The 15,427-nt window shown below is 41.7% G+C and carries 12 protein-coding genes; 9 read left to right on the plus strand and 3 right to left on the minus strand.

The annotated features are described in order from the left end of the window. Positions 1-127 precede the first annotated feature (127 nt). From OGM63_RS03100 to OGM63_RS03125, 6 genes are all read left to right on the plus strand, one after another. Positions 128-766 carry a J domain-containing protein gene (locus OGM63_RS03100; RefSeq protein WP_263744045.1) on the plus strand — a complete coding sequence of 213 codons (639 nt, stop codon included), beginning with the start codon at positions 128-130 and terminating at the stop codon, positions 764-766. Between the two features lie 874 nt (positions 767-1,640). Next, the gene (locus OGM63_RS03105) at positions 1,641-2,129 is read left to right on the plus strand and encodes a hypothetical protein (RefSeq protein ID WP_263744046.1); all 489 of its coding nucleotides are present in this window, start codon (positions 1,641-1,643) and stop codon (positions 2,127-2,129) included. A gap of 877 nt (positions 2,130-3,006) precedes the next feature. After that, the gene (locus tag OGM63_RS03110) at positions 3,007-3,882 is read left to right on the plus strand and encodes a fimbrial biogenesis chaperone (protein WP_263744047.1); all 876 of its coding nucleotides are present in this window, start codon (positions 3,007-3,009) and stop codon (positions 3,880-3,882) included. An 8-nt stretch (positions 3,883-3,890) separates the two neighbouring features. Continuing rightward, positions 3,891-7,214 (plus strand): carboxypeptidase-like regulatory domain-containing protein, encoded by a 3,324-nt coding sequence (locus OGM63_RS03115; RefSeq protein ID WP_263744048.1) that lies wholly within the window; start codon positions 3,891-3,893, stop codon positions 7,212-7,214. Between the two features lie 162 nt (positions 7,215-7,376). Then, positions 7,377-7,622: a DUF1902 domain-containing protein gene (locus OGM63_RS03120; RefSeq protein ID WP_263744049.1), complete on the plus strand. Its 246-nt coding sequence runs from the start codon at positions 7,377-7,379 to the stop codon at positions 7,620-7,622. Continuing rightward, positions 7,623-7,820: a type II toxin-antitoxin system HicA family toxin gene (locus OGM63_RS03125; RefSeq protein ID WP_263744050.1), complete on the plus strand. Its 198-nt coding sequence runs from the start codon at positions 7,623-7,625 to the stop codon at positions 7,818-7,820. Between the two features lie 182 nt (positions 7,821-8,002). Here OGM63_RS03125 and OGM63_RS03130 read toward each other — a convergent pair whose 3' ends face one another. Further along, on the minus strand, positions 8,003-11,695 hold the full coding sequence (locus tag OGM63_RS03130; protein WP_263744051.1) for a DUF4347 domain-containing protein: 3,693 nt from the start codon (positions 11,693-11,695) through the stop codon (positions 8,003-8,005). 868 nt (positions 11,696-12,563) lie between these two features. Here OGM63_RS03130 and OGM63_RS03135 point away from each other — a divergent pair. The 3 genes from OGM63_RS03135 (at position 12,564) to OGM63_RS03145 (ending at position 14,139) form a co-directional block, all read left to right on the plus strand. Beyond that, positions 12,564-13,049, plus strand: a complete 486-nt coding sequence (locus tag OGM63_RS03135) for a hypothetical protein (RefSeq protein ID WP_263744052.1) — start codon at positions 12,564-12,566, stop codon at positions 13,047-13,049. Positions 13,050-13,108: 59 nt separating this feature from the next. Beyond that, entirely contained in the window at positions 13,109-13,552 is a 444-nt protein-coding gene (locus OGM63_RS03140; protein WP_263744053.1) for a hypothetical protein, read from the plus strand. 188 nt (positions 13,553-13,740) lie between these two features. Next, on the plus strand, positions 13,741-14,139 hold the full coding sequence (locus OGM63_RS03145) for a phosphomannose isomerase type II C-terminal cupin domain (RefSeq protein WP_263744054.1): 399 nt from the start codon (positions 13,741-13,743) through the stop codon (positions 14,137-14,139). Positions 14,140-14,237: 98 nt separating this feature from the next. On the opposite strand, the gene OGM63_RS03150 is transcribed toward OGM63_RS03145, so the two are convergent. Beyond that, positions 14,238-14,996: a HEAT repeat domain-containing protein gene (locus tag OGM63_RS03150; RefSeq protein ID WP_263744055.1), complete on the minus strand. Its 759-nt coding sequence runs from the start codon at positions 14,994-14,996 to the stop codon at positions 14,238-14,240. A gap of 110 nt (positions 14,997-15,106) precedes the next feature. After that, positions 15,107-15,427, minus strand: a 321-nt coding sequence (locus tag OGM63_RS03155; RefSeq protein WP_263744056.1) for a GNAT family N-acetyltransferase, incomplete at its 5' end; no start/stop codon positions are given.

Below are 15,427 nucleotides of genomic sequence, written 5' to 3' on the forward strand. Positions count from 1 at the left end.
CCCACTCCCCCACTCCCCCAAAATTGTGAAGTGTGAACTTTAAATTAAAAATTTAGTCTTTATGATTTATACTTCAGGCTTTAAGCTAATAGCTGATAGCTGATATTCTTGCTTCTGATGGCTGAAGATGGATTTTGGAGATTGCTACCGTGTATTAGGTTTAAGGTCGGGAGCTTCGTTTGTTGACATCAAAACGTCTTACCGACGGCTGGCGCAGCAATATCATCCCGATATCAATCCAGGTGATAAAAAAGCTCAAGACAAATTTATTGCTTTGACAGAGGCTTACAAGTTGCTTTTGACGGTTGTACCGCCAGAGGAAATGGCTCAACGGTCAACTCAGTCGCAAGAAAAAGCGGCTGAGTCAACTCATACAACGTGTCCAGAACCTTTAGTCACGGTGCCTATTGAGAAACCGAGGTCAAAAGCGCCATCAAAGCCGACACCAAAGCCGCCTAACTTGGTGGAAATAGAACAGCGGCTGAAGTGGAAGACTTATGAGCAGTTGCAGCGGTTTTTGAAAGAAAGAAGGTTTCCGCAAGCGATCGCACTAGCGGAAGCTTTGGCAGAACGTTTACCTGAAGATGCCGAAGTGCGACAATGGCAAGCGATCGCCTATCAAATTTGGGGACGAGCGCTAATTGGTGAAAAACAACTACTCAAAGCGAGAATTTATCTCAAAAAAGCCCTAAAGACTGACCCTAATAACAAGTCTCTTTGCAAAGAAGTGCAGCGCGACTTCCAGAAGTTAGAGCAGGTTTTTTGATCAAGACGCTTGATTAAGCTGTATTTTTTTGTAGTCGTCATTTGTCAATAGCTTGAATTAACATAAATCTCTCTTGACAAATCACAACTTCAATGTATTACAAAAATATCATGTCCGGTAAATCACACATACTGTAGAGACGTTCCGGTGGAACGTCTCTACGTGTATTTAATAATATGTAATCTGCTGTATATATTTTTATCCGACACCCTAGAAGGGTGCGGCTATACATACAAAGCCCACCGACCTGGGCTATAAGACAATACGCTTGGTGTTAAGGATTTTTCGTATTGATTTCGGCATGTAGAGACGCGAAATTTCGCGTCTCTACAGAGGATTTCGGGCTTAACTGAACGGTATTGGGCTATAAGATTTATTAGCCCAGGTCGGTTGGGCTTGGTTATTGTAGCCCCAGGCTTATAGCCTGCGGGCTTTTTACACATTGATGATTTCCAGCGCTTCAAGCTTATTTTAAGAGAACTTTATATAAATACGCTGAAAATCAGTATTTTGACGCAGTTTATTTCACTGCGTTTTTTTTGCGTATTAGCACTGTTTCCTTTGTATCTTTTGCTAGTTAACTTAGTACCAGGTTGAGAGGAATTTCACTCAAAGCTGACTAACTTGATATTTGCTTATTCAAATCATCCAAATAGTACAGCAAAGGTTGGTTTTTTCAACTTTGGATTTAACCAACTTCAAAAGTAATTAAGGCAATGTCACTATCACTTGATTATCTTAGGTTGCGCGTAGAACCTGCTGTTGCATTTTGCACAGCAATTTTTAATTATGCTCTCAATTTGAATGTGGCAGCCTAAGTTGTTTCTCGATTGATCGCTTTTCAAAAGTAATTTACATAAGTGAGGATTTTACTATGTTGCGTCGTTCTTTATTCGTTTCTGCTTTGATGTTGGCTTCTGTCGTTGGTTTCGCTTCTAGTGCAAAGGCTGTTGAGACTGCTACTCAAGATGTCACATTCCCTGCAACTGTTAATGCTACCTGCAATTTAACTGCCTCTGCTACAGGTTCCACTCAAGGAGAACTGGCTTTGCCCAGTGGTGCTACTGACAAGAAAATGTTGGTTACCGCAACACCTGCAATGGTTGGTGTAGATTGTACCAAAGGAACACTTACGGTTAGCACACCTGAGCTAACCACCATGCCTAGTGGCTTTGCTGGTATTCTCACTAACACTGCGAAAGTCACGAGTTTAAGCGGTAAAACAGCCACCGAAACAGCTGCTTCTCCTACTTTGGAAGACGCAGATAAAGGAGATGCGATGGTAGAGATGACATCAACAAATACTGCTGACTTCATTCCTGGACAATACGTCTATACCGTTACTGTTACCGCTACTTTATAGTAGTAAGTAGGGTAGAACCTAACAATAAATTCAAGGATTTTGTTGAGTTTCATTACCTCAACCCAACCTAATAAATAGTGTGAAAGTACCCCTTCTTGCGTGCGAGGAGGGGAATTTTTCATAGACTTGTATATTTGCTAATAAAATTTATATTTTTGTAGGATGGGCATATCACCCGTCCTTTTGATTTTTAAAGCGTAAAAATTACCCCGCAAGAATTATTTTACCTAGAGTAAATTAATCATTATAACCATAAAACCTCACACCCATAAAGCTATGCTTTATTTCCCCTCTCCCAATACGGTTCGGTTAAGAATATTTGTGAACCCAAAACCCTTGTAAAGACGTTGCACTTGCTAGTCTCTACATACGTTAACCGAACCGTATTGTCCCCTCTCCTTCCTAAGGAGAGGGGTTAGGGGTGAGGTGTTTATATTGCGGGTAATTTAGTGGATAAGTTAAACGCGGGGTGGGGTTCGATGGAAATAGCGAGTATTTAACTAGGCTTAATATCAACTCAGATAAATACTGTAGATTCTACGGTTATCACTTGCTAAAAATACTGCTAAAACAGAATCACTGTTAACGACTAATTAGTAATTGAGAAGTTATAAATTAAGAGTTAATATTCCTAACTATTAATTCATCACTATTTTATTATTAATTGCCAATTTTTCATAGGTCATCTACTCATACTAATATCTGGCAGCGGACGATTATAATCGCAGTTCATCTTGCACACAAACAAAACCTACCGACCCAGGTTCTGAAAAGCCAGATTTTTATGAGTCCGCGCACCATCCGGACTTCGTTTGTATAGCGGCGAATTACATTCGTCAAGGCTTGTTAATTTAACTGTTAGGAGAATCAAATTAAAATGTTCTTTTCAACTCCAAAGGTGGGAGCTATTTCGGCACCTGTTCGTACTGCTTTGCATTTAAGTTACTGGGCATTATCTGCAACTTTACTTTGGGCTGGAGCAAGTCAAGCACAAGTCAGTTTGTCACCATTAAAAATTGAAGTTAAAACAAATCGCGGTCAAGCTCAAGGCGTTATTAATATTACAAATACTAGTAACGAAACTTTTCGCGCTCGCGTCTATGCTGAATCTTTTACATACAATCGAGATAAGGGTTTTGAAAGTTTACCATCTAGCCCTTCCGATTTAAGACCATATTTGCAATTTTCACCCCGTGAACTAGTTGTCCCAGCGGGAACAACTAGAAGAGTACGTCTCAATGCTCGTTTGGCTCCCAGTTTGCCAAGTGGTGAATATCGGACAATGATTTTTACCGAACCTTTGAACCAAAATACTGTCAAGAATGGGAATGGAATTACAACGAACATTATTACTCGTGTTGGTAGCGCGTTTTTTGTCCGTAAAGGTGATGTGCGTCCTAATTTGATGGTGGATAGTGTCAGATGGAATACAGAGGCAAAGAAGATACAAATATTAGTCCGCAACACAGGTAAAGCATCTGCCTACACATCTATTAAGTGGACTCTCAAACAAGGTGGAACACTTGTTAAATCTGGAGAATCACCAGATACAGGTATTGTGCCTGATGGCGATCGCAATTTAATTTTAAATCAATCTAAGAAAGATGAATTAGCTCTTTCTCCTGGCACATATCAACTAAGTGGTGAGTTGATGTGGGGTGAAGATAACGATAAAAGCAAACTCCCATTCAAGCTGGATTTAACTGTCCCTGGAGGAAATTCTACCCCATCGCCAACCAGAAATAGAAGGTAAAAGTCAGCGTGAAAAATCCCCTGTTTTACCTTCCTGCGTTTGCGGTTTGCCTTTTTTGCGCTACTCCAGCTAAAGCTAAGAACCCTACCCCTGACTTCTTGGAAGAAACTGTTACAGACGGAAAGATAGATAATACCTCACCCCATAACCCCTCTTTTTATAAAGAAGAGGGGAGTGTTGACGCAAGCCAACGGGGGGGTGAGATTAAGTCTAGGAATGCAATTTCAGATCACACGAACTACGATTCACTTTCCTTGGAAGAAAGGTTAAAAAGTTTGCCGATTAGTGAAGCTAGTCGTGCGGATCTGCGGGAGAGGCTGATTCAATATCGAGAAGCGGTTAAATCTGGGAGACCTCTCTCCAAACCTCTCTCCTACGAGGAGAGAGGCTTTGATTCTCCCCCTTCCCTAGCTCTTAAGGGGGTTGGGGGGTGGAGACCTCTCTCCTACGAGGAGAGAGGCTTTGATTCTCCCCCTTCCCTAGCTCTTAAGGGGGTTGGGGGGTGGAGACCTCTCTCCAAACCTCTCTCCTACGAGGAGAGAGGCTTTGATTCTCCCCCTTCCCTCATCAGTTCGGGTGTTGGGGGGTGGAGACCTCTCTCCAAACCTCTCTCCTACGAGGAGAGAGGCTTTGATTCTCCCCCTTCCCTCATCAGTTCGGGTGTTGGGGGGTTAGGTCTTCGAGATAACCTTGCTGCTGATTTAGCAGAAAACACGCAACCAAAGCCGGAAACACTGACACCGGAAGTTAAATCTGAATTGGAAAAAAAGACAAAGGAATTCAGTACATTTCCGGTTGGTTTGAGTGTGGGTAAACGGAATGTCAACCCTAGTGTGATTATCCGGGGTCAAGAAGACGGAACGCAAGCAATTAACTTTGATAATTGGCTGTTACCGTTTGATGATGTGATTCAAGCGTTGAAATTAGACTTAAAAAATTTACCAGATGGTCAATTAGAAGTGCGATCGCCTGGTCTTGTAACTCGCATCGACCCAAAAAAAATTCGCAACGATCCAGAATTAGGCTTAGTATTTTCAATTCAAGATTTAGATACTTTATTTGGCATCAAAGCAAAATTTAACATCAACGATTACGCAATTGAGCTTGATGTACCTTGGCTAAATCAATCCAGTTCGAGAATTGGGCAAGCGGAACCGCCGATTATATTAGAAGGTATACCACGAATTGCACCTGGTAATTTCAGTTTTGGCGCAATTGAACAAAAACTTAATACAAGCGGTTCAGAAGGCACAGGAGCGAGTTACAGAGGAGATTTTCTCGCGGTTGGTAGTCTGTTTGGTGGTAGTTGGTTTGTGCGTACAGATCAGCCAAATTTCCAAGACGCATCAAGTTGGAGATTAGCAGAAGCACAATTTTATCGACCAAATAATCAAGCTGATTATATTTTCGGTTCCCAGCCGACTTTTTGGCGCAGTCAGGGTGCAAGCGATTATTGGGGCTTTACATATATTCAACGACAAGGATTTACTCCACCGCAACTGTTTGGTGGTGGTTTTGTCGATCCTCGCTTGCGGTTGCAGGCTTCACAAATTGGCAGGACGATTACAGGTACGGCTCAACCGGGTACATTAGTCAGGTTAGCAGAAGCATTTGGCGATCGCGTAATTGGCGAAGTTTTAGTAGATTCTTCAGGAATTTACCGCTTTGAAAATGTCAAAAGCGAAAATCAATATTATGGCAGTAGTTACCGTGTCTTGCTTTACCCAGAAGGACGACTCACCGCTCAACCAGAAATCCGCGAAGCTACTTACTCTATTGTACCAGGACAATTACCCGCAGGTTCTTCGGCGTTGGTTTTTTCTGGTGGTTTGCGACGTGAATTAAATAACAGTTTGTTGGGCAACTTTTCTGATTTTCGTGGTGGAGTCGCTCAAAGATGGGGTTTATCAGAAAATCTCACAGTCGGTGTAGGTGGAGTATACGACGATTCCGCCAGAGGTTTGGCAGAAATATTTTATCGTCCGTCAAATTTGCCTTTAGAAGTCGCAGTTTCTGCACTCAGCGGTAGTAAATGGGATGTAAACGCAGATATCCGTTTTAATCCGACTCGGAGTTTGAGTGCATCATTTACAAGCGATCGCTTTTCTAATCGTTTTAACTTAGATTGGCGCCTTTTTCCTGGTTTGAGTTTATTTGCCACTACCGATAGCCGCGATGCCACAGGCGGTGGTGTACAATTAAACTTTAGCGGTAGAAACGCTTTTACCTTCGCCCGTATTAGCCTAGATACCGAAAATCGCTTGCGTTGGACTTGGCTGCAACGTCTCGGCAGATTAGAATTAAATCAACGCGGTAACGAAATCGGCACTTTGTCAGAATTCAGCTATAATTTATCTAGAAACAGCAGCTTTTTAAATTTAGGAAACTCGCTGCTAGTAAGTTATGAAACCCGCAGTCAAAATTTGAGTAATAACTTACTTAGTTTAGGTTGGAGATATCGTTCCACACAACGCGCTAGCGATGGTAATTATCGTTGGGAAGCGCAGTTAGGTTATGGGATTGGTTCTCAGGGTAGCGGACCTGTTGCTTCATTATCAACTACAATTTTACCAGGTATTTTGTTGCGGGCGCGTTATCAAGGTGTATCCGTGACTTCCGACCAAGCCAGTTTTAATATAGATTTAGTTTCTAGCGCCGGTTTGCAAAGCGGTATTACACCAGGAGATAGACGTTCTGATTATTTTCGTACCCAAGGCGGTTTATTGATTCAGCCGTTCTTTGATTACAATAATAACGGCAAACGCGATGCGGGTGAGAAATTATATACAGAAAATGCAGATACACTGCTGGTGCTTAACAATCGAGTTGTCAAGTCATTGCAACCGGATATTCAAAGCGATCGCATTTTGGTACGCTTAAATCCAGGGACTTATCGTTTAGATTTAGATCCCGCAGGTTTCCCAGAAGATTGGCAAGCTAAAACTGACGCTTATGCTGTCGATGTCATCGCAGGTTCTTACACACCAGTAATGCTACCATTAACTCGTGCTTACGCCTTTTCTGGAGTTATTACTGATGCTCAAGGTAAACCAATTAATGGTGCAAGAGTCGAAGCAGTTTCTTCATATTCTAAAGTGCGGTTATTTTCCGTTACCAACACCGCTGGAGTTTATTATTTAGAAAGACTGCAACAAGGCACTTACGATTTATTGATTAACGATAAACCTGTGAGTGGTATGACATTGAAATTAGATAATTCTTCCCTCGGTTTTCAAGAAATCAATATTCAGCAGTTAGAAAATCAAGAATTTCGCGCAGTAATTACTAATGTAAATCAAAGTGCCTTGCCAGATAAAAATAAAGATAAGTAGTGAGCGCTGAAGCGCTCTTCTTTTATTCTCGTTGAAAATGCCTTCCGGTAGACTCCACCTGCTAGAATGAAAGTATGTTACCAGAGAGAGTTTGGTAACAAAAAATCAAAGTGCCTTGCTAAATAAAGATAAAGATAAATAAATTCGACATAACGCTTGACAATGACACAATTTATCTGCAAAGTAGAGGCATTTTGGGATTCAGAAGCTCTAGTCTGGGTTGCAACCAGTGAAGACGTATCAGGGTTAGTAACAGAAGCTGAGACAATAGAAGCTTTAACACAGAAGCTGCGAGTAATGATTCCAGAACTCGTCGTTCTTAATAAAATCGTCCCTTCTGATTATGTAAGTTCTATCACCTTCGAGTTAACTAGCCATCGACAGGAGTTGATTGAGGTGATTTCATAGATGAGTTCATCCTTTACTTCTGAATTGAAAAAGATTCTCTTAGAAGCAGGTTGCTATTTTGAACGGCAAGGGAAAGGAGACCATGAAATCTGGTACAGTCCAATCACAAATCATCGGTTTGTGGTAGATAGTTCTATAAAGTCGCGTCACACTGCCAACGCAGTTTTGAAACAAGCGGGACTACCAAAAGCCTTCTAGTAAAGGCTACTTTGCCTAGCTGATAAGTTAAACTGAAAAAGATTTTGCCCAGTAAATCTTTATAAATGTTCTTCCAGACTAGTTTTTGTTTAATCACCTGACGTTGAATTCTGGTAGTATTGAAAATATCTTTTGCTAAATTAGGCGTTCCCAAGACAAACCTAGAAACGCCTAACACTGCTTTAAAAGAGACCTCCATTATTCGCACTACCGATAAAGCCTTTGAGGGTTGCTAATAGTTCGTTTGTACTTTTATCAGTAATTAAAGTATCGCCGTTTTGCTTAGTAAATATCAACGAACTATATCTCAAAGCACCAGCACAACCAAGCACATCTTCAGTTGTAAAATCCATGATCATATCTGCTTTCTGACCTCTGACTAAGACAAAAGCATCTTTCCCAGCACCACCAGAGAGCGTATCATTATCATAACCGCCCCAGATTTCATCATTGCCCTCACCACCCCAGATAAAGTCATCTCCCTCATCACCGTAAAGCTTATCATTGCCAAGATTGCCATAAATTTTATCGCTACCCGCACCACCAGCGATAGTATCGTCCATGCTAAAAGTTAGACCATAGACTGGTTGGATGTCCGAATTGTCGGATTTTATGCCTAAATCGCCGTAAAGGGTATCATTACCATTATTGCCGAAAATGCGATCGCTACCCAATCCACCATAAATGGTGTCGTTATTATCTAAACCGGAAATGCGATCGCTTTGATCTGTTCCCGTTAAATTATCAGGATTTGGCGTCCCGTTTATCGAGTTAGTAGCTGTAGGATTGACGGTGATTTTGAAAGTTTGCGTTGTGGAAATGGAAGTATCAAAACCACCATTTGCAGTGCCACCATCATCGCGGACTTTAACTCGGAATTCCGCCGTGCCAATTGCCGAAGGTGTGTATATGAAGTCACCAGCTAAATTAATTGTCGGTGTACCTTGAACAACACCTGAATTGCTGATCACCTCAACTATGTACTCTGCAACTTTTTGCCCTGATTCATTGGCAGCACCAGCATAAAAGCCGCTTGCCCAAAGAGCGATCGCTTGCTGTCCTGTACCTGTTTTGACGCTTTGGTTGCCACCAATAGTGAAAATGGGGCGATCGTTTACAGGGTTAATGTTTAACGTGATACTTTGGCTGCTGTTAACTTTACCATCATTTGCGCTGTAGCTAAAAGTACCTGCACTGCCGTTAGCATCAGCAACGGGACTGAATACCAATCCTGTTAATTCAGTAGCGGTGAGTTTTTGATTATTGATAACTTCTGTAGCACGATCTGCTAGGTAGACTTTACCCTTGCTAGCATCGGACAACCCAGTAACGGTGATAGTTAGACTATCGCCATCAACATCGGTGGGTGCGGTAATGTTTAGTGGTGTATTGCTAGCATCCTCATTCAGCGTAATGGTTTTGTTTGCTTGTACCACAGGGGCGTCGTTGACAGGGTTAACAGTGATGGTAGCCTTTGCACTCGTATTACTAAAAGAACTAGTGCCACCGTTGTTGGAAGCATTCACACCTGTAGTACCATTTGCTGTGCCATTAGTGGTGTCCCAAGCACGAAATGTAATGTCAGATGTACCGTTATAGTTAGCATTGGGAACAAAACGAACCCGCGTATCTGTTTGTAGAACAACCTGTTTTAGATTAAATGTTCCTGATGCAGAGGTGGTATCATCACCAAGAAAAATGAAGTTTCGAGTTTCATATGGGTCGATAGAACCAGTAAATCTTGTGTAATCCCGCAGTGGTCCTGTCAAAATGTCTGTACCGTTAGCAAACAAGTGGTAGCTATCGCCTTGTACCGACAAGGTATAGTTTGTTGCTAGATTAGTGTTGAAAGAGACATTTTCCGCAGCTTTAAACAGACTATTGGTCTGTCCTCCTGGGTTAGCTGTGATACCATCTCCTTGAGCAAAGATGTTGCCACCTGTGAGAGAGAGCTGCTGAAAGCCTAATTCAATGCCTTTAGTGCCGTCGCTGCTAATAGCAATTACACTAAAGCCAGCGCGATCGCTATTTGTGCGAGACTCTGCAACCAGTCCCATATTGAAAGATAAGCTGTAACCACTGGTACGATTGAGGGTTGGGAAATTTGAATTTACCAGTGTTGATGCTGTGTAGTTGCTGTAACCTGCGTAGATGCTGTTGTTAGCAGTGGTGTTTAAATTTGTGCCGTTAGGGGTGAGGGTCTGATTTGCCCCAGAAACGTTGGTGAATGACAACCAATTCTGACTGGCAGGTGCTGTGCCAAGTCTATCCGTGTAAAGTGGAATTGCGCCAAGTACAACGGCTGAGTTATCTGACACTGTACCAAAGTCTGTCCAAGTTGTACCGCCATTTGTAGACAACTGCCATTTGCCGTTGGTGTTGTTGACTCCTGTAATAGCGATCGCTTTTGGATCTCCATCTGCATCAGTAATCAAGCCACTAATTAAATCGGTAACTCTCGTACCAACGTTGGCACTATCGGAGATGTCCTCATTAATTGCTGTGAGTGTCGGATTCCCTGTGTTATCTAGTGTAGGTGCGGTGTTGCGGGGAATCGCAGTAAAGTTTGTTGCCCCAATGTGATTTAAGGCTTGACCAGCAAATACTCCAGGTGATGGACTATTACTACCAGTGCCTAATGTCCAATTTGGTGCAGATCCACCAAAGTTGTCTACGGCAGCTACCCAATCAGTGGCTTCAGAACCTGTACTGTCACCCCATCGTCCTACATACCCTGCTTCAAATGAGGTATTAACAACTGTGGCTCCAGATTGAGCAGTACCATTAGTACCTTTTCTAAACACAATTGAGCCGTATGCTCTGTCTGTAGCACTGCTCCCGTCCAACACAGCAACTGAATCTAGTACAGTCCAACTTGAATACACACCAGCATCAGGAGTGCCATCATCGTTTGAGTCAATATCATCATTAAGGCTGGGTGCAAAGCCAGTTTGAATCAACAGGAAGCTAGCAGATGCATTTTCTATTTCGGTTTGGCTATCGCCATTATGACTGATTGAACTTGTACCCCCGTTTCCCCACCCGTTTCCAGTTCCACTATTAGTCAGTTTATTTGCACTTGAGTTGACTGAATAGGTATTGCTTTTTTGTAATAAAACCAAAAACCCATTGCTACCAAAAGTTTTACCAGATAAATCAAAAATATTCTGAACATCACCAGGGTTGAAGGAGCCAGAATCTCCCTCGATGCCAACCAAGTAGGTTCCAGTTGGGATAGTAGTTCCTGGAGTCCCACGCAATTCTATATATTCATTCGGACTATCTGCTCCTGGAGGATTGAAGAGAATTTCGTTGATGTATATCGAAGGTAAAATCGAGCGGTAAGAATTCCTTACCTCTGGAGTAAAAGCGACGTTTGACTCAATCTTGCCCGTCTTCACCTCCAAATCCCAATCACCACCAAGGGCAGCATTCCCCGTCAAATCATCCGACGCAGCTACATCTGCACCCGTTAGCTGACTCAACTGCTGCACAAAACCTACACCAGTTTTCCCAGCAGCCACATCGCAACCATAAAGCAAGATATCAGCATCATCTGTCAGGTAATTTCTCCACTGTTGCAACTGACTTTTATAAATATCCAAATTACCCGAATTCAGTTGCTTTGACCCCAACTGCAAACTTCCCTCACCGCCGTGGGAAACTATATGAACAGCCTTATATTTACCACCTTGCAAATTATCAGTAATTTGTGATATCCCATCTTTCATCTGGTTTAGTATCACCACTTTTGTATCTGGGTTAATCCCAGCTATCAGACTTTGGTAATCTTCAACGGTGGCATCAATAAAGATAATTTCTCTTTCTTCTTGCCAAACAGATTTTACTAAATAGTTGTTTGATTGCAGTGTCATATTTTTTTAAATCGATTTGGTTCGTAAATTTTCTATCTAACATTAAACGGCGTTGCAAAAGTATTTTTTGGTTCTAGAGCCTGGGTGTACCTGCTTTGTTTGTACAGCCATAAGCCCCTGTTCACAGGGCGTTTACCAATTTTTGCAATAGGTCTATTGTTGATGTTTGCAAATAATGACTATCATCACATTTTGAAAAATAAAAAATTGATTTTTTCCACATAAATCAAAATAAAATTAATCGCCATTATGTAATAATTATCAACTTGACAGATAAATCAGTGCCTCAGTAGTTACACTATGTTTATTCTGAAGATTTTGTGTAGCGATTTGGAATTGTTTGATTAATTTAAGCAGCGTTTTATTTATAGCAATCTTATTTGATTTGTGAAAATCCATTGGTTCAGATTACTGAATTCTTAAATAAGTCGGTAATCTTGTTGTTAACACTCTTATTTAAGACTGCTATAATAACTTAAAATCATCTAACCTTTCTTGTGAATTGCACAATTAAACTTTATGAGTTTCTTCCGTTTTTATACTGAAATAATTTAATTTTTAAAGAAAAATTTGATATTTGTAGTGGGCACTTTAGTGCCCGAAAAAGCGTTTTAACGCTGAATACCACAGTTGATTATGTGTCAATTGTGTAATATAATTTACGCGAAATCACACATATTGTAGAGACGTTTCAGACCGAACGTCTCTACGACGGTAGGTAGGTTTTTATTAGTGTTAAGAATATCTAAATGATTCCCATAGATAGCCTGTGAATAAAAATCCGTTAATTCACTCAACACAAAGCTTGTAAATAGAAGTTAACCTATAACGGTTGATATCTTGTCCGAATATACATGGATATTCAAGCATGATTCGTCACTTGTTAATCAGTTCAGCTTTTATATTTGCAAGTACAGCCACCTTTGCCACCAGAGCTGATGCTGAAGATGCTGGTGCTCGTGGTACAGTTACAGGGAACTGTACTTTTTATAACGCTGTGCCAGGAGAGTTGATTCTTAATTCTGGCGGTACTATTCTCCAGAGTGCAAATGGTGGAACACCTGCAAGTGTGTTAATAGATTGCAATGATGCTGCTACTCTTACTATTTCTACGCCTAAACAAAATATTATTGGAACTGGTACAACAAAATTTTCAGATACACAGCTAACCGCAACAGCAACTAGCACCAACCTGCCTAATATAAATGTTACTAGTTATAACGCTTCTATCGGTACTATACCAGCAGAGACTGAAGAGGGAAAAATTATAGTCAATATGAAAGCAGATAACGGAAGTAATAAAATTTCTGCTGGAAAATATAGCTTTACAGTAACTCTCACCGCATCTCCTTAGTAGTAAAAGACTAAACAAATTTTGATAGGTAGATATTTATAAAGGAAAGTAAAAGCAAAATGATTCGCCGATCGCTATTTATCTCGCTTATAATTATTACTTTTAATTTAACTCTATTCAAAAGTGCGATCGCTTCTGAACCTTTATGCACTTTCTCTCAAGCTACTCCTGGTCAGTTAGTTACGAATGGTGGTACTCTACCAAAAAAATTAATCACCTTGGCTTCTGCTGGTGGTTCTCCGACTAAAATTGATGTTACTTGTAGTCAATCTGCAAATATAAGTGTATCTGCACCAATTCAAGTTGCCGGACCAGAATTCACCCCGGTATCTGCTGTTGCTACCGTGACAATTCCCTCTGGTAGTTCTACTAAAAATGGTGATGCTCCCTTGGCTGTACCTGCGGGAACCACTCCTTTAACGATTGATTTTGCTATAGATAGAGGTCGTTCTCTGCGAGCCGGTAACTATAGCTATACTGTAAAATTTACGGTTGTGCCATAATTTAGCTTCATTTCCCGACGACTGAAGTCCCCGATTTGAGGGGCACACAAACAAAGTCGGCATACGGAGAATGGGATACAAGGGAATTGCTGACTTTTGACTCCTAATTCCCTACTCCCCCAACTCCCTTTAAGGGAATTGGGGAATAATAAAAAATACTGATACTTATCTAGTTGAGAGATTTACTTATGACTCAGAATGAAAATACTTCCCAGTCGAATCTTGATGAATCTTCACACTCAGGTACACGTTACTGGGGTAATGTCGAGGTTATAGAAGAAGGAGAAGCCTACAGAATTAGTCGGGTTGAAATCAAGCCCAGGCACAGTATTAAACCACAAATTCATTATCACCGTAATGAACATTGGGTTGTCGTCTCCGGTGTTGCCAAGGTGACTTGTGGAGATGAAGAAATATTACTGAATCGCAATGAGTCCACTTATGTGCCTTCCGCAACATTGCATCAGGTAGAAAATCCCGGACATATTCCCCTAGTTATTCTAGAAATTCAAAATGGTGAGTATTTGGGTGAAGATGATACGGAACGTCCTTACGATCTCAATTTAGTTAAGTCCGTAACTGAATAGGGCATAGGGCATAGGGTATTGGGAATTAAACAAGTTCTTTGAAAGTAATCTACGAACTCCCATAGGATTCTTTCCATCCCCCATACCCTATGCACAAATCAAAACCATCCTTCTTGTTCTAGGGTTTCAATTAACTGTAAGCCACGCGGATCGCCTACGCCTAAAAGCGAGGCTTTAGAGTCTTCCCGCACTCCTAAATCTGTATCTTCGGCAAAAGCCTGAATTAAGGCATCGATGGCTGTGGCATAAACAACGTTAGAAGGTAATTCACGGCACAACTGCCCGATCGCCCAAGCGCTGTTGCTTCGGACTGCGGCTATGGGATCTTGTACTAGGGCTTCAATTAATGGTGGTATCGCCCCGACAGATGCCTCATAACTGACTTCTGCCATCCGCGCTAAGGCAGTAGCTGCCCATAATCGGACTGCGGAAATATCGGTTCTCAAGGCGTCTGCTAAAGGCGCTAAAGAACGGCGATCGCGGCAGTTTCCTAAAGCCCAAACTACTCCTTTACGTACATAGCCATTCCAATCGCGGTTTAGTTGAGCAATTAAAGGTTCAACGGCATCTCGATTGGGATTGCGTCCAATACCATAAGCTGCACTCACCCGCACTAATGGGCAGGTATCAGTTAAAAGGCGAATTAGATGCGGGGTAGCCCTGGTGTCTTCAATGTCACAAAAAACTCTTGCCGCTAGCATCCGTTGCTGCGGTTGGGGGTTTTCCAGGAGGGCTAGCATCAAATCTGGATCAGGCTTTGCCACAACTGATTCGGCAGTTAGTGGCTCTATTTGATCTAGAGGGCTTTCTAGCTCCACCTCGGCATCGAGTAGGCTTAAGTCGTCTTCGTCATACATATTTCATTTCATTTGTAGCCGCGATCGGGATCAACAAATAACCCCCAATCCTAATAAGTTAAAGCCTGATATGTATCCGTTAAATTATACATTTTTCTATAACAAAGCCGTTAAATTTTCTTAGAATCTAGAGATTTTACCATCCATAGAGACTGGGTTTGATAACCCAATTGATTGTAAAGATTTAATGCAGGTTGATTTGACTTAAAGACTTGCAAAGCAATTTGGCGATCGCCTCTTGTGAGCGCCCAATTTTCTACATATTGCATCAAAGCTTTACCAATACCGCGTCGCCGATGTTCATTCACAACATACAGCAAAAAGATATGAGCATGGCGATCGCCCTGCACTTGATCTATCGAATTTCCCACCCAGAGACAGGCGATGGGGGAGGGGGGGAGGGGGGGAGATGGAGGAAGGGGGGGATGGGG

The organism is Plectonema radiosum NIES-515 (assembly GCF_025753815.1).
Lineage (GTDB): Bacteria > Cyanobacteriota > Cyanobacteriia > Cyanobacteriales > Nostocaceae > Hassallia > Hassallia radiosum_A.

Excerpts from the sequence above, each read along its gene's own strand:
- OGM63_RS03100 (WP_263744045.1), top strand. The coding sequence starts at position 128 with ATGGATTTTGGAGATTGCTACCGTGTATTAGGTTTAAGGTCGGGAGCT.
- OGM63_RS03105 (WP_263744046.1), top strand. The coding sequence starts at position 1,641 with ATGTTGCGTCGTTCTTTATTCGTTTCTGCTTTGATGTTGGCTTCTGTC.
- OGM63_RS03110 (WP_263744047.1), top strand. The coding sequence starts at position 3,007 with ATGTTCTTTTCAACTCCAAAGGTGGGAGCTATTTCGGCACCTGTTCGT.
- OGM63_RS03120 (WP_263744049.1), top strand. The coding sequence starts at position 7,377 with ATGACACAATTTATCTGCAAAGTAGAGGCATTTTGGGATTCAGAAGCT.
- OGM63_RS03125 (WP_263744050.1), top strand. The coding sequence starts at position 7,623 with ATGAGTTCATCCTTTACTTCTGAATTGAAAAAGATTCTCTTAGAAGCA.
- OGM63_RS03130 (WP_263744051.1), bottom strand. The coding sequence starts at position 11,695 with ATGACACTGCAATCAAACAACTATTTAGTAAAATCTGTTTGGCAAGAA.
- OGM63_RS03135 (WP_263744052.1), top strand. The coding sequence starts at position 12,564 with ATGATTCGTCACTTGTTAATCAGTTCAGCTTTTATATTTGCAAGTACA.
- OGM63_RS03140 (WP_263744053.1), top strand. The coding sequence starts at position 13,109 with ATGATTCGCCGATCGCTATTTATCTCGCTTATAATTATTACTTTTAAT.
- OGM63_RS03145 (WP_263744054.1), top strand. The coding sequence starts at position 13,741 with ATGACTCAGAATGAAAATACTTCCCAGTCGAATCTTGATGAATCTTCA.
- OGM63_RS03150 (WP_263744055.1), bottom strand. The coding sequence starts at position 14,996 with ATGTATGACGAAGACGACTTAAGCCTACTCGATGCCGAGGTGGAGCTA.